Origin of the sequence: Limnobaculum parvum (assembly GCF_003096015.2) — a bacterium.
GTDB lineage: Bacteria > Pseudomonadota > Gammaproteobacteria > Enterobacterales > Enterobacteriaceae > Limnobaculum > Limnobaculum parvum.
In genome coordinates, this window is sequence record NZ_CP029185.2 from 1,282,268 (window position 1) to 1,301,022 (window position 18,755).

The following is an 18,755-nucleotide window of genomic DNA, read 5'->3' on the forward strand; positions in this document are numbered from 1 at the left end:
ACCTTAAACACTGTTTAGAATAATTAATGTATTAAAGTGAGATCGCGATCAATATTTCAATTTATTTGGATTTTTTAGTTAATTTTTCAGTGGTAGTTTCAATTCAGGTAGCAAGGATATATTTGAAAAATAATTGGGCTAATATTTTTATATTTCGAATGAATCTATAGCCTTTTTAATTATATTTTTTATTAATTCACTATTTCTTATTTGTAATAAGGAATAAGGAGATATATCCAGAAATATTCTTTCTAAGGAGTAAATAATAATGACTCAAACGCGTAAAACTCGTCTTATTCATGGTGGTAGAGGACTAGCCCGGGACATTGGTCCGGTTAATCCGCCGGTAATGCGGGCCAGTACCATTCTTTTTGATTCAATCACTACCTGGCGCGATGCCCGTAAGCGCAGAGAAACCGAGCGTTTATTGAGCTACGGTGCCCGGGGGACCGAAACCGCTTTCGCATTAGAACAATTAATTACCGAACTGGAAGGTGGTTATCGCGCTCAGTTATTTCCTACCGGACTGGCCGCTATCGCTGTGACTATCATGGGCTACGCCCGGGCGGGTGGTCACGTACTGTTCGCTGATTCTGTGTATGAGCCGGTACGTAAAATCTGTAGCCACTTTTTAAAACCAAACAACATTAGTTACGACTTCTTTAAGACCGATGGCAGCGATTTTGAAGCCAAACTGCGTCCGGAAACTCAGTTGGTATTCGCTGAATCACCGGGTTCTTTGCTGTATGAAATGTTGGACCTTCCTGAAATTTGCCGTATTGCCCATGCGCGCAATATACCGGTAGCGGTAGATAACACTTGGGGTTCTGGCTGGCTATATAACCCGTTGGAACTGGGGGCAGACGTCTCGGTTATTGCCGCAACCAAATACCTGTGTGGTCACTCTGACGTGATGATGGGCATTGTTGTCGCCAATGAACAGGCATGGAAACAGATCGGTGAACTGCCGGAAGCGCTGGGTCAGGTAAGCAGCCCGGATGATGCCTCTCTGGTTCTGCGCGGTATGCGGACGCTGTCTACCCGTCTGGCGGTACATGGTCAAAACGCCATGACAGTAGCCAAGTGGTTACAGCAGCGTCCTGAAGTGAAGAAAGTTTATTTCCCAGGGCTGGAAGATCACCCACGTCACGATCTCTACCAGCGCGACTGTAAAGGATTAAATGGCCTGCTAACCATTGAGCTACACCCTCAATACACCTTAACTCAGGCGGAAGCCTTTATTGATGCTCTGGCGCTGTTTGGCATTGGTGCTTCGTGGGGGGGCTACGAAAGTCTGGTTCTGCCGGCCAACGTCAAAGGTGCCCGCACCGCGACGGACTGGAGCCAATACGGGCAATTCATTCGCTTCCATATTGGTTTGGAAGAGGTGAGTGACTTGCTGGCGGATTTAGAACAGGGAATTCAGGCGCTGAAAGTCTGATGTTATCCGGCGGGCAAGTCGTGGAGTCATTGCTCGCCGGAACCCGACTGTTCAGGCCAATTTAATGAGGAAAAATTATGCTTGGCGTTATTCTTGCTTTATTGGTAACGGTGCTGGTGATCTATATGCTGGCGAAGGGGTACAAGCCCCAACCTGTTCTGCTGCTGGGTGGCTTATTGTTGATGGGGCTAACGGTTGCGTTTGATATTGGGCCTCTCTTACCGGAAAAGACCACCACCAACTTTGAGTTTTTTGACATCTTTAAAGTTTTTAGCGATTTATTAAGCTCAAGACTTGCAGGATTGGGCCTGACCTTGATGGCCATTGCTGGTTTCTCTCGCTATATGGATCACGTGGGTGCCAGTAAAGCGCTGTTTGCGGTATTTGAGCGTCCGCTAAAAGCGGTTCGTTCTCCTTATATACTATTAGTGGTTGCTTTTCTGGTTACACAGGTACTGGTTATTTTTATACCAAGCCATGCAGGGTTGGGAATGTTGTTAATGGTGACCATGTATCCCATTCTGATCCGTACTGGCGTTAGCCCGCTGTCTGCGTTGGCGGTGATTGGTACCTGTCAGTTTATTGACCACGGCCCAGGCTCTGGTAACGTGATCATGGCGGCTAAAACCGCTGGGCTCGATCCGGCAGTCTACTTTGTTCATTATCAGTTGCCGGTGACCATTCCGATTATTCTGGCGGTGGCGGTAACGCACTTTATTGCACAACGCTGGTGGGATAAACGTGAAGGTTATGTATTCAATCAGGAAACGCTAGATAATATTGACCATAATGACCACAGTCGTCCGCCACTTATCTATGCATTATTACCGGTGGTACCTTTAGTTTTGATTATTGGTTTCAGCCCAATCTTCCATTCCAGTATTAATATGGACGTCACCACGGCGATGATTATCAGTACCATTGTGGCCTTAGTGTTTGAGTACTTTAGATTGAAGAGTGCCAAAGCGGTGATGGACAGTTTTATGCTGTTCTTTGAGGGAATGGGTAAACAGTTTGTCTTAGTCGTTTCACTGATCGTATGTGGTGAAGTCTTTGCTAACGGTTTACTCAAAGTAGGGGCGGTAGATACCCTGATTACGGCGGCGCAGAATGCGGGCTTTGGCGTCGGGGCGATGATCATCGTTATGAGCATCATTCTGGCTCTGGCTGCGTTCCTGATGGGTTCCGGTAATGCGGCGTTCTTCTCTTTTGCAGCCTTGACGCCAAAAATTGCCGCCTTCCTTAAAGTCGACGTGGTAACACTAATTCTGCCAATGCAGATTATGACCAGCTTTGGGCGAACGGTATCACCTATTACCGCCGCCATTGTGGCTATCGCCGGAATCGCCAACGTTTCGCCATTTCAGGTGGTAAAACGTACGGCTATTCCTATGGCAGTTGCTGCGATTGTTAACTTGGTAATGACCTTTATTTACCTCGGGTAACTATTTCAATCAGTGTTACAGAGTTGTGTCAAAGGTGGCTAATCAGCCACCTTTTTTCATATCAGTAAAAAATTTTTATTCATTTTGGTATTGGCTATACGAATATTTGGCTGGAAGCTATGCTTACCAAAGGCCGTGTGACGAAATAAGTTAAGGTTAATATTTCCAGTATGTACCAGAAATGTTTCATGATGTGCGGAGTGTCAAAGAAAAACTTCTGTTACAACGGTGGTAAAAATATCTATTTCTGTCAGAATAGCTGCTTGATTGAGTTCAGTTATTCTTATGCTGACTCGATTTAGTTAGATCGAGCAGTTTTACCTCTGTTTTGTGATTTGTATTAGTAAATGTTTGGTTGATGTTGACAAAATGTTGTAAAAAAGAGTAAAACTCCACGTTAATCATTGCGTAAGACAATGAAGCCCAAGTCAGGTGCAGGCGTTTTATTTTTCCTTTTAATTGTCGTAGTCATCGGATTGGCTCTCCTGAGAACAAGCCGGTAAATACTATTTTTTCTAAGAGTAGTAAGAGCATATGCCTACAAGTACTGAAGTTTTCGCCCATAACTGGGCTTTTGCCGTATTTATTGTTATTGCGTTGGGCCTGTGTGCCTTCATGCTAACCGCCGCCTATTTTCTTGGTGGTCGTGCCAGAGCAAGAACCAAAAATACGCCATATGAATCAGGTATCGATGCCGTAGGGTCCGCACGTTTGCGCCTCTCTGCCAAATTCTATCTGGTTGCCATGTTCTTTGTTATCTTCGATGTTGAAGCCCTCTATTTATTTGCCTGGTCTGTTTCCGTTCGTGAAAGCGGCTGGATAGGTTTCATTGAAGCAGCCATTTTCATTTTTGTTCTTTTAGCCGGATTGTTTTATCTGGTGCGCATCGGTGCATTGGACTGGACGCCACAGCGTTCCAAACGGCAGCTTAAGAACAGTGCAAAAATTCCCAGTAACTTGCAGTAACAGCGAGGCTTGAAGATGAAATATACGCTCACTCGCGTAGATCTCGACGGTGAAAACGATCGTTATCCTCTACAAAAACAGGAAATAGTCACCGATCCCTTGGAACAGGATGCCCAAAAAGGCATCTTTATGGGCAAGCTCGATACTGCCCTGAACGATGTCGTTAACTGGGGGCGTAAAAACTCGCTCTGGCCTTTTAACTTCGGTCTGTCCTGTTGCTACGTTGAAATGGTGACCTCGTTTACCGCGGTTCATGACGTTTCTCGCTTTGGTGCGGAAGTACTGCGTGCTTCTCCGCGTCAGGCCGACTTTATGGTGGTTGCCGGTACCTGTTTCGTCAAAATGGCACCGGTTATTCAGCGTTTGTACGATCAGATGCTGGAACCTAAATGGGTTATCTCGATGGGTGCCTGTGCCAACTCTGGCGGCATGTACGACATCTACTCCGTAGTACAAGGCGTTGATAAGTTTATACCGGTTGATGTGTATATTCCCGGTTGTCCGCCGCGTCCGGAAGCCTATATGCAGGCACTCCTGTTATTACGTGATTCTATCGGTCAGGAACGTCGTCCACTCTCTTGGGTGGTTGGCGAGCAGGGCGTGTATCGCAAAGAGATGCAGTCAGAAAAAGAACGCAAGCGCGCTGAGCGCATTGCCGTCACGAATCTGCGTACCCCTGACGAAATTTAACTTTAGCCAAAACACTCGCCCATTTATGCGGGTGTTTTAGCCACAGAATTTTATTTGAGTAATGAGCGGCGAAAACAACTATGACAGAACCGATGACGCAGGCGAGCGACCAGCCCGCTTGGCACACACGGGATCATCTCGATGATCCGGTAATAGGTGAACTGCACAACCGTTTTGGGCCAGACGCCTTTACCGTTCAGCCTACCCGTACTGGCGTGCCGGTGGTGTGGGTTAAACGTGAACAGCTTCTGGAGGTAATGACCTTTTTACGTAAGCAACCCAAACCCTATGTCATGCTATTTGATTTGCATGGTATGGATGAACGTTTACGTACCCACCGCAACGGTTTACCGGCTGCGGATTTTTCCGTTTTCTACCACCTGATTTCTGTTGAGCGTAATAAAGACATTATGCTGAAAGTCGCTTTGGTGGAAAACGATCTACATGTGCCGACCGTGACCGGCATTTTCCCTAACGCCAACTGGTATGAGCGTGAAACTTGGGAAATGTTTGGTATCACTATTGATGGTCACCCAAACCTGCGTCGTATCATGATGCCGGACACTTGGGAAGGGCATCCGCTGCGTAAAGATTATCCGGCGCGTGCGACAGAATTCGATCCTTTCGTCTTAACCAAGGCCAAAGAAGATCTGGAGATGGAGTCACTGACCTTCAAACCTGAACAATGGGGTATGAAGCGCGGAACCAAAAATGAGGACTTCATGTTCCTCAACTTGGGTCCTAACCATCCATCTTCTCACGGTGCATTCCGTATCATTATGCAGTTAGACGGTGAAGAGATCGTCGATTGTGTACCGGATATCGGTTATCACCACCGCGGTGCAGAAAAAATGGGCGAACGCCAATCATGGCACAGCTACATTCCTTTTACTGACCGTATTGAATATCTTGGTGGCTGTATCAACGAAATGCCTTACGTGCTGGCGGTTGAGAAGCTGGCAGGCATTGAAGTTCCGGACAAGGTGAAAACCATCCGCGTCATGCTGTCTGAGCTGTTTCGTATTAACAGCCACCTGCTGTATATCTCCACTTATATTCAGGACGTTGGTGCCATGACGCCAGTGTTCTACGCCTTTAGTGACCGCGCCCGTATTTATGACATCGTTGAAGCCATTACCGGTTTCCGTATGCACCCGGCTTGGTTCCGTATTGGCGGTGTGGCTCACGACCTGCCAAAAGGCTGGGAGAAGCTGCTGAAAGAATTCCTCGACTGGATGCCGAAGCGCCTTGATTCTTATGTGAAAGCCGCGCTGCAAAACACCATTTTGAAAGGCCGTACTGTGGGTGTGGCTCAGTACAGCGCGGAAGAAGCGCTGGCCTGGGGTGTTACCGGTGCCGGACTGCGTGCAACGGGCGTCGACTTTGATGTGCGTAAAGCACGTCCTTACTCTGGCTATGAAAACTTCGAGTTCGAAGTACCGATCAGCTATAACGGCGACTGCTATGACCGTGTGATGCTGAAAGTGGAAGAGCTACGCCAGAGCCTGCGAATTCTGGAACAGTGTCTGAATAACATGCCTGAAGGGCCGTTTAAAGCAGACCATCCACTGACTACGCCTCCGCCGAAAGAGCGTTCATTGCAGCATATCGAAACCCTGATTACTCACTTCCTACAAGTGTCATGGGGTCCGGTCATGCCTGCGAACGAATCGTTCAGCATGGTGGAAGCCACCAAAGGGATCAATAGCTACTATTTGACCAGCGACGGCGGCACCATGAGCTACCGTACCCGGGTTCGTACGCCAAGCTATGCGCATCTGCAGCAGATCCCGTCCGTCATTCGTGGCTGCCTGGTATCAGACTTAATTGTCTATCTGGGTAGTATTGATTTTGTTATGTCAGACGTGGATCGCTAGTTATGACCGATAAAGAAATTTTCACGCTGAGTGCGGAAGAGCTCGAAGCCATTGAGCACGAGAAACATCATTACGAAGATCCGCGCGCGGCATCGATTGAAGCACTGAAGCTGGTGCAGAAGAAACGCGGCTGGGTTCCTGATGGTGCCATTGGGGCAATTGCTGATGTGTTAGGCATTCCTGCCAGTGACGTAGAGGGTGTAGCCACTTTCTACAGCCAGATTTATCGTCGCCCGGTTGGTCGTCATGTGATTCGCTACTGCGACAGCGTAGTGTGTTACATCAATGGCTATAAGGCGATTCAGGCCGCGCTTGAGAGAAAGCTGGAGATCAAGCCGGGCCAAACCACCTTTGATGGACGTTTCACCCTGTTGCCAACCTGCTGTTTAGGTAACTGTGACAAAGGGCCAAGTATGATGATCGACGAGGACACTCACGAACATCTGAAACCGGAAGATATTGAGAAACTACTGGAGCAATATCAATGAGCGGGCCAACATTTTTAGGACCTCAACGTATCCTGACGGAAGAGCAACATCCGCTGACTTGGCGCCTGCGTGCTGACCAGCAGCCGGTATGGTTTGATGAGTACCGTAGCAAAAGCGGTTATGTCGGTGCGGAAAAAGCCCTGAAGGGAATGGCGCCGGATGACGTGGTTTCTACCGTCAAAGACTCAGGCTTAAGCGGTCGCGGCGGCGCAGGTTTCTCCACCGGTCTTAAGTGGAGCCTGATGCCGAAAGACGAAAGCATGAATGTCCGTTATATCCTGTGTAACGCAGATGAGATGGAACCGGGCACTTATAAAGACCGTCTGCTGATGGAGCAACTGCCTCATCTGCTGGTTGAAGGTATGCTGATTGGTGGTTTTGCTCTGAAAGCCTATCGCGGTTATATCTTCCTGCGTGGCGAATATATTGAAGCAGCCGACCACCTGCGTCGTGCCATTGAAGAGGCGAAAAAAGCCGGTTTCTTGGGCAAGAACATTTTAGGCAGCGGGTTTGATTTTGAACTGTTTGTGCACACTGGTGCAGGGCGTTATATCTGTGGTGAAGAAACCGCATTGATTAACTCACTGGAAGGCCGTCGTGCTAACCCTCGCTCTAAGCCTCCGTTCCCGGCCACTTCGGGTGCATGGGGTAAACCAACCTGCGTAAACAACGTAGAAACCTTGTGCAACGTGCCTTCTATTGTTCAGCACGGTCCAGAATGGTATCGCGGATTATCTGCCGGTAAGAGTCAAGATGCGGGGACTAAACTGATGGGCTTCTCAGGGCGGGTGAAGAATCCGGGCCTGTGGGAATTGCCTTTCGGTATTACCGCGCGTGAACTGCTGGAAGATTATGCCGGTGGTATGCAGGATGGTCTGAAGCTGAAAGCTTGGCAGCCGGGTGGTGCAGGAACCGATTTTCTGACCGAAGCACACCTCGATTTACCAATGGACTTTGCCAATATAGCAAAAGCCGGCAGCCGTTTAGGTACCGCCTTGGCGATGGCCGTTGATGACAAAATTAGTATGGTTGGATTGACTCGCAATCTCGAAGAATTCTTCGCGCGCGAATCCTGCGGCTGGTGTACCCCGTGCCGTGACGGTTTACCGTGGAGCGTGAAAATTCTGACCGCACTGGAAAAAGGCGAAGGCCAGCCGGGGGATGTTGAAACCCTTGAACAACTGTGCCGTTTTCTGTCGCCGGGCCATACCTTCTGTGCCTTGGCACCGGGAGCCGTTGAGCCATTACAGAGCGCGATTAAGTATTTCCGTGAAGAGTTTGAAGCGGGTATTAAAGTAAAAACTTTTAGTAACCTGAATCCAATCGCCGGGATCCAGCCAAACCTGCTGAAGCAGCGTTGGTAATAACGTCATCTACTTATATCTCTTTATTTATAAAAGTATGACGACGATCCGGGAACGAATTTTTTAAGTTATATGCCCGCTGTTGCGGGCTACAGGAAGCATGCTGACTATGGCAACGATTCATGTAGACGGCGAAGAATACGAAGTTAATGGTGCCGAGAACCTGCTGCAAGCATGTCTCTCACTGGGCCTCGATATTCCTTACTTTTGCTGGCATCCGGCGCTCGGTAGCGTCGGCGCTTGCCGCCAATGTGCGGTTAAGCAGTTCCAGGGGCCTGATGATAAACGCGGGCGTTTGGTAATGTCATGTATGACACCGGCATCTGACGGTAGCTATATCGCTATTGAAGATGAAGAAGCCAAAAAATTCCGCGAAGCCGTCGTGGAGTTCTTAATGGTAAACCACCCTCACGACTGTCCGGTCTGTGAGGAGGGCGGAAACTGTCATTTACAAGATATGACCGTAATGTCCGGTCATAGCTTCCGTAAATATCGTTTTAATAAGCGTACGCACAACAATCAGGAGTTGGGGCCTTTCATTAATCATGAAATGAACCGCTGTATTGCCTGTTATCGCTGTGTTCGTTATTACAAAGATTACGCGGGCGGTGAAGACTTTGGCGTATATGGTTCCCATGACAACGTCTACTTCGGGCGTCCGGAGGACGGCACCCTAGAAAGCGAATTCTCAGGTAATCTGGTGGAAGTCTGTCCTACCGGTGTATTCACCGATAAGACTCACTCCGAGCGCTACAACCGTAAATGGGATATGCAGTTTGCCCCAAGCATTTGCCAGCAGTGTAGCGTCGGCTGTAATACCAGCCCGGGAGAACGTTATGGTGAATTGCGCCGGATTGAGAACCGTTACAACGGCACGGTAAACCACTATTTCTTATGTGACCGTGGTCGTTTTGGCTATGGTTACGTTAACCTGAAAGATCGTCCACGCAGTCCGCAGCAGTTACGCGGTCAGGACTGGATTCACCTGAATCCGGAACAGGCGATGGAAGGTGCCGCAGACGTTCTGCGTCAGTCTAAGAAAACCATCGGTATTGGCTCACCACGCGCCAGTCTGGAAAGTAACTATGCGTTACGTCAGTTGGTCGGTGCTGAAAACTATTCCAGCGGTATGGAAGCCGGGGAGTTAGCCCGGGTTCAACTGATGCAGAAAGTGATGCGTGAAAGCGGTTTATATACCCCTTCATTGCGCGAAATGGAAGGCTATGATGCGGTGCTGGTACTGGGTGAAGATGTCACTCAAACCGGTGCACGTATTGCTCTGGCACTGCGTCAGGCCGTGAAAGGCAAAGCGCGCGAGATGGCTGCAGCCCAGCGCGTTGCCGACTGGCAAATTGCCGCGGTACAAAACATTGGTCAACATGCGAAATATCCGCTGTTTGTTACCAACGTTGATAGCACTCGACTTGATGATGTTGCCGCTTGGAACTACAGCGCTTCCGTTGCTGAGCAGGCGCGTTTAGGCTTTGCCATTGCTCACGGTATTGACAGTTCTGCGCCAGCGGTAGCGGATTTATCGGCATCGCTAAAAGGTAAAGTCGATATCATCGTTCAGGCGTTATCCGGTGCCAGAAAGCCATTAATCGTTACCGGCAGCGGTGCTGGCAGCGAAGAGATTATTCGGGCAGCAACCAATATCGCGCTGGCGCTGAAAAAGCAGGGTCTAGAAACCGGTATCACCTTTGTTGCGGCAGAAGCCAACAGCATGGGTGTGGCAATGATGGGTGGTAGCTCCATTGATGAGGCGCTGACTCAAATTGAAAGCGGTGAAGCCGATACCTTAATCGTGATGGAGAATGACCTATACCGTCATGCTTCCCGAGCGCGTATTGATGCGGCACTGGCCAAAGTCGAAAATCTCATCGTTGTTGACCATCAGCGAACAGATGTGATGGATAAAGCGACCCTGATTCTTTCCGCGGCAAGCTTCGCAGAAAGCGACGGTACGCTGGTGAATCAGGAAGGCCGCGCTCAACGCTTCTTCCAGGTTTATGAGCCATCGTTTTACGATAAAGATCCTGCCCATAAGAGCTATATTCTGGAAAGCTGGCGCTGGCTGCACTCGCTAGACAGCGTGTATAACAGCCGTCGCCTTGACTGGACGTTGTTGGATCATGTGGTTAGCGCGGTAGCACAAGAATTCCCACCGTTGGCGGGTATTGTTAACGCCGCACCGGATGCGTCATTCCGTATTAAAGGTCTAAAAATTGCCCGTGAGCCTCATCGTTACAGCGGTCGTACCGCAATGATGGCCGATGTCAGCGTGCATGAAAAACGTCAGCCTCAGGATAATGACACCGCCTTTGCTTATTCAATGGAAGGCTATAGCGCACCTGAAGCCGATCGTCAGCAAATCCCGTTTGCCTGGGCTCCAGGCTGGAACTCACCGCAGGCGTGGAACAAATTCCAGTCTGAAGTGGGTGGGAAACTGCGTTCTGGCGATCCGGGCGTACGTCTGATTGAGAAAGCGGAAAGCGGCGAACTGGCCTATTTTGATGCGGTAGTGAATGTAGCGGCTAACGGCGAAAACAGCTGGCAGGTCGCACCTTATTACCATCTGTTTGGCAGTGACGAAATGTCACAGCGTTCCGATGTGATTCAGCAACGTATGCCAGCGGCTTATGTGATGCTGAATCCACAAGACGCCGCCAAACTGAGCGTCAAGGTTGGTTCGGTAGTGGCGTTCAGCTGCGAAGGTTCCGAGCTGAAGCTGCCGGTGAGAATCAGCGATGCGCTGGAAGTGGGCTTTATTGGTCTGCCTTTGGGCTTACCGGGCATTTCTCCTGCTCTGGTTGGCAAGCGCGTTGACAACCTGAAGGAGACGACGGTATGAGTTGGCTGACTCCGGAAGTGACGGATACTCTGATTGCTATCGGTAAAGCAGTAGTGATCCTGCTGGTGGTGGTAACTTGCGGTGCACTGATGAGTTTCGGTGAGCGCCGCCTGTTATCTCTGTTTCAGGATCGTTATGGACCAAACCGCGTAGGGCCGTTTGGTTCACTGCAAATCGTAGCGGACATGATCAAGATGTTCTTCAAAGAGGACTGGGTTCCCAACTTCTCTGACAAGATGATCTTTACTCTGGCACCGATTATCGCCTTCAGCTCAATGCTACTGGCTTTCGCTATCGTACCGGTTACCCCGACCTGGGGCGTATCTGACCTGAATATCGGCATTCTGTTTTTCTTTATGCTGGCAGGTCTGGCGGTCTATGCGGTGCTGTTTGCAGGCTGGTCAAGTAACAACAAATATGCACTGTTAGGTGCCATGCGCGCCTCGGCGCAAACCCTGAGCTATGAAGTGTTCCTGGGCTTGTCGCTAATGGGTATTGTTGCGGTGACCGGCTCGTTTAACATGCGCGATATCGTAGAAGCACAGGCTGACGTCTGGTTTGTGATTCCGCAGTTCTTTGGCTTTGTCACCTTTGTGATAGCGGGCATCGCAGTATGTCACCGTCATCCATTTGACCAGCCGGAAGCGGAACAGGAACTGGCTGACGGTTACCACATTGAATATTCCGGTATGAAGTTCGGTCTGTTCTTCGTGGGTGAATACGTCGGTATCGTCACTATTTCTGCCTTAATTGTGACGCTGTTCTTTGGTGGCTGGCAGGGGCCGTTCTTACCACCAATCTTGTGGTTTGCACTGAAAACCGGCTTCTTCATGATGATGTTTATTCTGGTGCGGGCATCATTGCCTCGTCCACGTTATGACCAGGTGATGTCTTTTGGCTGGCGCGTTTGCTTGCCGTTGACGCTGTTGAACCTGCTGGTTACCGCGGCCATCATTCTGATCAAAGCGCAATAAGGGAGAGATAACCATGACATTAAAAGAGTTAGTGGTTGGTTTCGGTACCCAACTGCGCAGTCTGTGGATGATTTTCCTGCACGCGTTTCATAAGCGTGACACGAGAATGTACCCGGATGTACCTATTTACGTCCCACCTCGTTACCGTGGTCGTATTGTTCTGACTCGCGATCCTGATGGGGAAGAGCGTTGCGTTGCCTGTAACCTGTGTGCGGTTGCCTGTCCGGTTGGCTGTATCTCGCTGCAAAAAGCCGAGATGCAGGATGGTCGTTGGTATCCGGAGTTTTTCCGCATTAACTTCTCACGCTGCATTTTCTGCGGCATGTGTGAAGAAGCGTGTCCGACGACGGCAATTCAGCTAACGCCAGACTTTGAAATGGCTGACTTTAAACGTCAGGATCTGGTGTATGAAAAAGAAGATCTGCTGATTTCTGGCCCGGGTAAATACCCTGAGTATAGCTTCTACCGTATGTCTGGTATGGCGATTGACGGCAAGGGTAAAGGCGAAGCGGAAAACGAATCTAAACCAATCGACCTGAAAAGTCTTTTACCCTAAAGGAGCGGAACGTGGAAGTTGCATTTTATATTTCAGCGGCCATTGCCGTTCTGGCAACGCTAAGGGTGATTACACATACCAATCCGGTGCATGCGCTGCTGTTTTTAATCGTCTCGCTGCTGGCTATTTCCTGCGTGTTCTTCTCGCTGGGAGCCTACTTTGCCGGTGCGCTTGAAATTATCGTTTACGCCGGGGCCATTATGGTGCTGTTCGTGTTCGTGGTGATGATGCTGAATCTGGGTGATTCGGTTGCTCATCAGGAGCGCGAGTGGCTGAAACCCGGTGTATGGCTTGGCCCTGCGGCACTGTGTCTGGTGCTGTTAGTGATCCTGTGCATTGGTATCTATAGCGCAGCGGGTCAACCTATTTATGGGGATATGGTAGACGCGAAACGAGTAGGTGTGAGCCTGTTCGGTCCTTACGTTCTTGCCGTTGAACTGGCTTCTATGCTGCTGTTAGCAGGTCTTGTTGTTGCTTACCACTTAGGTCGTGAGAACAAGAGTGCTGAAGCGTCGATTAACAAAACGGAGGAACAAGCATGATCCCATTGGAACATGGTCTGATACTGGCGGCGATTCTGTTCGCGCTGGGTCTGGCCGGGCTGCTGATCCGTCGTAATTTGTTATTCATGCTGATCAGCCTGGAAATCATGATCAACGCCGTAGCGTTGGCGTTTGTAGTGGCGGGTAGCTTTTGGCAACAGCCGGATGGACAGGTGATGTACATTCTGGTGATTAGCCTTGCAGCGGCAGAGGCCAGTATTGGTCTGGCGCTGTTATTACAGCTTCATCGTCGTCGTCAAACCCTGAATGTCGACTCTGTCAGTGAGATGCGCGGATGAACCAGAACCTACTATATCTAACAATTTTGCTACCGCTGCTGGGCTTTTTGCTGCTGGCATTCTCCCGCGGTCGCTGGTCTGAGAACACTTCTGCTACGGTGGGTGTGGGTTCTATCGGTCTGGCAGCTCTGGTTACGGCGTGGATAGTTTATAGCTTTGTCTCTCAGGGCAATCCGGCAGAAGTATCTCAACAGGTACTCTGGACCTGGATGAAAGTGGATAACTTCGATATCAGCGTGACGTTAACGCTGGATAGCCTGTCGGTCACCATGCTGTCAGTGGTAGTAGGCGTAGGCTTCTTCATTCACCTGTATGCCTCATGGTATATGCGTGGTGAAGAGGGGTATTCCCGTTTCTTTGCTTATACCAACCTGTTTATCGCCAGCATGGTGGTTTTGGTACTGGCCGACAACTTACTGCTGATGTATCTCGGCTGGGAAGGGGTAGGGCTGTGTAGTTACCTGTTAATTGGTTTCTACTATACCAATCCAAACAATGGCGCAGCGGCCATGAAAGCCTTTATCGTGACCCGTGTGGGTGACGTGTTCTTGGCGATTGGTCTGTTTATCCTGTTCCACGAACTGGGTACGCTGAATATTCGTGAGATGCTGGAACTGGCTCCGCAGAAATTTGCGGCAGGTTCAACGGCGCTGAACTGGGCAACCCTGATGTTAGTGGGTGGTGCAGTGGGTAAATCAGCACAGTTACCGTTACAAACCTGGTTGGCCGATGCGATGGCGGGGCCAACACCGGTTTCTGCTCTGATCCACGCCGCGACCATGGTTACCGCGGGTGTTTATCTGATTGCCCGTACTAACGGTCTGTTCCTGCTGACGCCAGAGGTACTGAATCTGGTGGGTGTGATCGGCGGTGTGACCTTGTTGCTGGCCGGTTTTGCCGCATTGGTTCAAACCGATATTAAACGTGTTCTGGCCTACTCAACCATGAGTCAGCTGGGTTACATGTTCCTGGCGCTGGGCGTACAGGCATGGGACGCAGCAATCTTCCACCTGATGACTCACGCTTTCTTTAAAGCGCTGTTATTCCTGTCATCCGGCTCGGTGATTCTGGCTTGCCACCATGAGCAAAACATTTTCAAAATGGGCGGATTACGTAAGAAGATCCCTCTGGTGTATGTTTGCTTCCTGGTGGGTGGTGCGGCACTGTCTGCATTACCAATGGTCACGTCTGGCTTCTTTAGTAAGGATAAGATCCTGTTTGAAGCCTATGCATCAGGCCACTTTAACTTAATGCTGGCAGGTTTAGTCGGGGCGTTCCTGACTTCGCTGTATACCTTCCGCATGATCTTTATTGTGTTCCACGGTGAAGAGAAAACCGAAGCGCATTCAGTGGGTGGGATTTCTCATTCGTTACCGCTGGTGGTGCTGTTGGTGTTATCAACCGCTGTGGGCGCTTTCCTTGCGCTGCCGCTGAACGGTGTATTACCGGTTCACGAGTGGCCTGAAGAAGGCAAACTGATGTTAGAGATGATCTCCGGTGGTGTGGCGATTGTCGGTATCTTACTGGCTGCGGTGCTGTATCTGGGCAAACGTCAACTGGTTACCAGCATTGCACAAAGCGCACCGGGCAAACTGCTCTCTACTTGGTGGTATAACGCGTGGGGCTTTGACTGGCTGTATGACAAGGTGTTTGTTAAGCCTTATCTGGCCGTGGCGAAGTTGTTACAGCGCGATCCGCTGAACTCTCTGATGAACCTGACGGCGATGTTTGTCCGCTTATGTAATCGTACGATGGTGGTCAGTGAAAATGGTCTGTTGCGCTGGTACGCCGCGTCAATGGCTTTGGGTGCAGTGGTCGTATTGGCTCTGTTATTGTGGGTTTAACTGAATAACTTAACAAAAGAAAAATTTTGTAGTTTTTCAAATAAAGCTTATTCAAATAAAGGACATAAAACGCCATGCTACTACCTTGGCTAATACTTTTACCCTTTATCGGCGGCTTCCTTTGCTGGCCGAGCGAGCGCTTAGGTAAACAAGTGCCTCGTTATGTTGCGCTGATATCGATGGGGTTAACGCTGGTTCTCTCCCTGTATCTGTGGATGGAGAGCGGTTTTACCGTCACTTCGCCGCAGAACATGTGGCTGGCTGAACCATTCCGCGTAGACTGGATCCCAAGCCTTGGCATTCAGATCCATCTGGCATTAGATGGTCTGTCACTGCTGATGGTTGTATTGACGGCTTTTCTGGGGCTGCTGGCTATCCTCTGTTCATGGACAGAGGGTCAGCGCTCTCAGGGTTTCTTCCATTTAAACCTGCTGTGGATTCTTGGCGGGGTAATGGGGGTGTTCCTAGCGGTCGATATGTTCCTGTTCTTCTTCTTCTGGGAGATTATGCTGGTTCCGATGTACTTCCTGATTGCTCTCTGGGGGCATAAAGGATCTGACGGTAAAACCCGCATTAGCGCTGCGACTAAATTCTTTATCTATGCGCAGGCCAGTAGTCTGTTCATGTTGATTGCCATCGTTGGTCTGGTGTTTGTTCACTTCAAAGCCACTGGCGTGATGACCTTCAACTATGAAGACTTGCTGAATACGCCAATGTCCTACGAAGTACAGTTTATGCTGATGCTGGGCTTCTTTATCGCCTTTGCGATGAAAATGCCGGTCGTGCCACTGCATGGCTGGTTGCCGGACGCGCACAGTCAGGCGCCAACCGCAGGTTCTGTTGACCTTGCGGGTCTGCTGTTGAAGACTGCGGCTTATGGCTTGCTGCGTTTCAGTCTGCCGTTCTTCCCGGAGGCGTCTCACGCGTTCGCACCAATTGCCATGTGGCTGGGTGTGTTGGGGATCTTCTACGGTGCATGGATGGCGTTTGTTCAGACCGATATTAAACGTTTGATCGCTTACACCAGTATTTCCCATATGGGCTTCGTGATGATCGCTATCTATAGCGGCAGCGTGTTGGCTTATCAGGGTGCGGTGGTACAGATGATTGCTCACGGTCTGTCGGCGGCGGGGATGTTTATCATCAGTGGTCAACTGTATGAGCGTCTGCATACTCGCGATATGCGTGAAATGGGCGGTCTGTGGAAGCGTATTCGTTATTTACCAGCACTGTCGCTGTTCTTTGCCGTAGCGACTTTGGGTATGCCGGGAACCGGTAACTTCGTTGGTGAATTCATGATTCTGTTTGGAAGCTATCCGGTAGTTCCGGTTATTACCGTGGTGGCAACGTTTGGTTTGGTATTCGCATCAGTTTACTCACTGGTTATGATGCAACGTGCTTATTACGGTGCACCAAAATCTGATAAACCCATTGCAGGCATGAACGTGCGCGAGCTGTCCATGGTGCTGTTACTGGTGGTGTTACTGGTACTGTTAGGCGTTTACCCTCAGCCGGTTCTGGATACGTCACACTCTGCGGTGAGCACCATTTCTCAATGGTACAACGCTGCGGCCTCCGTATCTCCAGACATGTCTATAGGAAAGTAAATCGCCATGACACTAACTGCACAACATATGCTTTCTCTATTACCGCTGTTAATCGTTGGATTGACCGTGGTGGTTGTGATGCTGTCCATTGCGTGGCGACGCGATCACTTCCTTAATGCAACGATTACGGTTATTGGCCTTAACGTTGCGCTGCTGTCGCTGTTTATTGTTGCACAGCAACCGGCAACGGATGTGACCCCGCTGTTACGAATTGACGGATTCTCAATCTTTTTCACCGCACTGGTGCTGCTGGCGAGTCTGGCAACCTGTACCTTCGCTTACCCATGGCTGAGCGGCTACCCGGATAATAAAGAAGAGTTTTATCTGCTGGTGCTGATTGCCGCATTGGGTGGGGTAGTATTAGCCAGTGCTAACCATTTGGCATCGCTGTTTATTGGTATTGAACTGCTTTCACTGCCGCTGTTTGGTCTGGTGGGTTATGCCTATCGCCAGCGTCGCTCACTGGAAGCGTCAATTAAATATATGGTGCTGTCTGCTGCGGCCTCTTCATTCTTGCTGTTTGGTATGGCGCTGCTGTATGCGGGAACCGGTGGTTTGTCTTTCGCCGATCTGGGTCACAGCATGAGCGATAAAGTGCTGCATCAACCGCTGCTGATTGTTGGTCTGGGGATGATGCTGGTTGGCTTCGGCTTTAAGCTGTCGCTGGTGCCGTTCCAACTTTGGACGCCAGACGTTTATCAAGGTGCTCCGGCGCCGGTATCAACCTTTCTGGCAACCGCCAGTAAGATTGCTATCTTCGGGGCGCTGGTGCGGATGTTCATGTATGCACCGATAGCTGATGGTGAGTCGGTTCGTACCGTGCTGGCGATTATTGCCTTCTGTTCCATCCTGTTTGGTAACATTCTGGCACTGACCCAAAGCAACATTAAGCGGATGCTGGGTTACTCTTCTATCGCTCACTTGGGCTACCTGCTGGTAGCGCTGATTGCGGTTCAGGGGCATCAATTGTCGATTGAAACCATCAACGTCTATCTGGCGGGTTATCTGTTTGCTAGTCTGGGTGCCTTTGGTGTGGTCAGTCTGATGTCCAGCCCGTATACCGGCCCGGACGCTGAGTCTCTGTATGCTTATCGCGGCCTGTTCTGGCATAAGCCAATTCTGTCTGCGGTGTTAACCGTGATGATGCTGTCTCTGGCCGGTGTGCCGATGACGTTGGGTTTTATTGGTAAGTTCTATGTTATCGCAATCGGTGTGAGCGCTGACCTGTGGTGGTTAACCGTCACGGTAGTGGTAGGTAGTGCGATTGGTCTTTACTACTATCTGCGTACTATGGTCAGCCTGTATCTGGAAGCGCCGCAAGAGCGTCAACGTGATACGCCAAGCAACTGGGCGTTAACCGCCGGTGGTGTGGTGGTTCTGCTGTCGGCACTGGCAGTGCTGTTCTTCGGTTTGTATCCGGAGCCGCTGATTAAGCTGGCGCGGTATGCGTTTCCGATGATGTAATAGATAGTTGTTGTGATGAAAATACCGGCGATTTTGGCCGGTATTTTTAATTTATAGGTATCCGTTTCAGTGGATATTCCGACCGTAAAGACTATGAGCGTATATTGACGTTGTGCACGGTCGGTAGGGCCATACACTTAGCTTCAGTGTGCGTCGGGCCTAGCCGGGTTAGGGGCGATCCGGCAGCTAAAGCTGCTACGGCCCCAACATCCGTCTCTCCCGACGGTCAACTTTTACGGTTAATTTGAAATATCGGCCTTTAAGCCGATATTTGTTTGATGGTGGATTTAGTTTCCATACAGAAATGCCTTAAGACTAACTATTGCATTGCCAAACATCGGGAGAGA

Annotated in this window: 15 protein-coding genes; all 15 read left to right on the top strand. The window is 49.8% G+C overall.

What is annotated here, in order from left to right:
• Positions 1 to 268: 268 nt before the first annotated feature.
• The gene (gene metC, locus HYN51_RS05125) at positions 269 to 1,441 is read left to right on the top strand and encodes a cystathionine beta-lyase (protein ID WP_108901845.1); all 1,173 of its coding nucleotides are present in this window, start codon (positions 269 to 271) and stop codon (positions 1,439 to 1,441) included.
• A gap of 77 nt (positions 1,442 to 1,518) precedes the next feature.
• Complete coding sequence (dcuC, locus tag HYN51_RS05130) at positions 1,519 to 2,886, top strand: C4-dicarboxylate transporter DcuC (RefSeq protein ID WP_108901846.1); 1,368 nt, start codon at positions 1,519 to 1,521, stop codon at positions 2,884 to 2,886.
• Positions 2,887 to 3,420: 534 nt separating this feature from the next.
• Positions 3,421 to 3,852 (top strand): NADH-quinone oxidoreductase subunit A, encoded by a 432-nt coding sequence (locus tag HYN51_RS05135; RefSeq protein WP_108901847.1) that lies wholly within the window; start codon positions 3,421 to 3,423, stop codon positions 3,850 to 3,852.
• Positions 3,853 to 3,867: 15 nt separating this feature from the next.
• Positions 3,868 to 4,542, top strand: coding sequence for a NuoB/complex I 20 kDa subunit family protein (locus tag HYN51_RS05140; RefSeq protein ID WP_108901848.1), 675 nt, complete (start codon positions 3,868 to 3,870; stop codon positions 4,540 to 4,542).
• An 80-nt stretch (positions 4,543 to 4,622) separates the two neighbouring features.
• Positions 4,623 to 6,419 carry an NADH-quinone oxidoreductase subunit C/D gene (gene nuoC / locus HYN51_RS05145; protein ID WP_108901849.1) on the top strand — a complete coding sequence of 599 codons (1,797 nt, stop codon included), beginning with the start codon at positions 4,623 to 4,625 and terminating at the stop codon, positions 6,417 to 6,419.
• A 2-nt stretch (positions 6,420 to 6,421) separates the two neighbouring features.
• Positions 6,422 to 6,907 carry an NADH-quinone oxidoreductase subunit NuoE gene (gene nuoE, locus HYN51_RS05150; RefSeq protein ID WP_108901850.1) on the top strand — a complete coding sequence of 162 codons (486 nt, stop codon included), beginning with the start codon at positions 6,422 to 6,424 and terminating at the stop codon, positions 6,905 to 6,907.
• The gene (gene nuoF, locus HYN51_RS05155; protein WP_108901851.1) at positions 6,904 to 8,271 is read left to right on the top strand and encodes an NADH-quinone oxidoreductase subunit NuoF; all 1,368 of its coding nucleotides are present in this window, start codon (positions 6,904 to 6,906) and stop codon (positions 8,269 to 8,271) included. The genes nuoE and nuoF overlap by 4 nt, the downstream gene beginning before the upstream one ends.
• A 109-nt stretch (positions 8,272 to 8,380) precedes the next feature.
• Positions 8,381 to 11,122 (top strand): NADH-quinone oxidoreductase subunit NuoG, encoded by a 2,742-nt coding sequence (nuoG, locus tag HYN51_RS05160; protein ID WP_108902175.1) that lies wholly within the window; start codon positions 8,381 to 8,383, stop codon positions 11,120 to 11,122.
• A complete protein-coding gene (gene nuoH / locus HYN51_RS05165) occupies positions 11,119 to 12,096 on the top strand; it encodes an NADH-quinone oxidoreductase subunit NuoH (RefSeq protein WP_108901852.1) in 978 nt (325 codons plus the stop codon). Before nuoG ends, nuoH begins: the two co-directional genes overlap by 4 nt.
• Positions 12,097 to 12,109: 13 nt before the next feature.
• Positions 12,110 to 12,652: an NADH-quinone oxidoreductase subunit NuoI gene (nuoI, locus tag HYN51_RS05170; RefSeq protein WP_108901853.1), complete on the top strand. Its 543-nt coding sequence runs from the start codon at positions 12,110 to 12,112 to the stop codon at positions 12,650 to 12,652.
• Positions 12,653 to 12,663: 11 nt separating this feature from the next.
• Positions 12,664 to 13,194, top strand: a complete 531-nt coding sequence (gene nuoJ, locus HYN51_RS05175; RefSeq protein ID WP_108901854.1) for an NADH-quinone oxidoreductase subunit J — start codon at positions 12,664 to 12,666, stop codon at positions 13,192 to 13,194.
• Complete coding sequence (gene nuoK, locus HYN51_RS05180) at positions 13,191 to 13,493, top strand: NADH-quinone oxidoreductase subunit NuoK (protein WP_108901855.1); 303 nt, start codon at positions 13,191 to 13,193, stop codon at positions 13,491 to 13,493. Before nuoJ ends, nuoK begins: the two co-directional genes overlap by 4 nt.
• On the top strand, positions 13,490 to 15,337 hold the full coding sequence (gene nuoL, locus HYN51_RS05185) for an NADH-quinone oxidoreductase subunit L (protein WP_108901856.1): 1,848 nt from the start codon (positions 13,490 to 13,492) through the stop codon (positions 15,335 to 15,337). The genes nuoK and nuoL overlap by 4 nt, the downstream gene beginning before the upstream one ends.
• 74 nt (positions 15,338 to 15,411) lie before the next feature.
• Positions 15,412 to 16,944 (top strand): NADH-quinone oxidoreductase subunit M, encoded by a 1,533-nt coding sequence (nuoM, locus tag HYN51_RS05190; protein WP_108901857.1) that lies wholly within the window; start codon positions 15,412 to 15,414, stop codon positions 16,942 to 16,944.
• A 6-nt stretch (positions 16,945 to 16,950) separates the two neighbouring features.
• A complete protein-coding gene (nuoN, locus tag HYN51_RS05195; RefSeq protein WP_108901858.1) occupies positions 16,951 to 18,408 on the top strand; it encodes an NADH-quinone oxidoreductase subunit NuoN in 1,458 nt (485 codons plus the stop codon).
• Positions 18,409 to 18,755 lie beyond the last annotated feature (347 nt).

Coding starts and splice junctions, on each gene's coding strand:
- nuoH (WP_108901852.1), top strand. CDS start 11,119: ATGAGTTGGCTGACTCCGGAAGTGACGGATACTCTGATTGCTATCGGT.
- nuoM (WP_108901857.1), top strand. CDS start 15,412: ATGCTACTACCTTGGCTAATACTTTTACCCTTTATCGGCGGCTTCCTT.
- HYN51_RS05135 (WP_108901847.1), top strand. CDS start 3,421: ATGCCTACAAGTACTGAAGTTTTCGCCCATAACTGGGCTTTTGCCGTA.
- nuoE (WP_108901850.1), top strand. CDS start 6,422: ATGACCGATAAAGAAATTTTCACGCTGAGTGCGGAAGAGCTCGAAGCC.
- nuoF (WP_108901851.1), top strand. CDS start 6,904: ATGAGCGGGCCAACATTTTTAGGACCTCAACGTATCCTGACGGAAGAG.
- metC (WP_108901845.1), top strand. CDS start 269: ATGACTCAAACGCGTAAAACTCGTCTTATTCATGGTGGTAGAGGACTA.
- nuoI (WP_108901853.1), top strand. CDS start 12,110: ATGACATTAAAAGAGTTAGTGGTTGGTTTCGGTACCCAACTGCGCAGT.
- nuoG (WP_108902175.1), top strand. CDS start 8,381: ATGGCAACGATTCATGTAGACGGCGAAGAATACGAAGTTAATGGTGCC.
- HYN51_RS05140 (WP_108901848.1), top strand. CDS start 3,868: ATGAAATATACGCTCACTCGCGTAGATCTCGACGGTGAAAACGATCGT.
- nuoL (WP_108901856.1), top strand. CDS start 13,490: ATGAACCAGAACCTACTATATCTAACAATTTTGCTACCGCTGCTGGGC.
- dcuC (WP_108901846.1), top strand. CDS start 1,519: ATGCTTGGCGTTATTCTTGCTTTATTGGTAACGGTGCTGGTGATCTAT.
- nuoK (WP_108901855.1), top strand. CDS start 13,191: ATGATCCCATTGGAACATGGTCTGATACTGGCGGCGATTCTGTTCGCG.
- nuoC (WP_108901849.1), top strand. CDS start 4,623: ATGACAGAACCGATGACGCAGGCGAGCGACCAGCCCGCTTGGCACACA.
- nuoN (WP_108901858.1), top strand. CDS start 16,951: ATGACACTAACTGCACAACATATGCTTTCTCTATTACCGCTGTTAATC.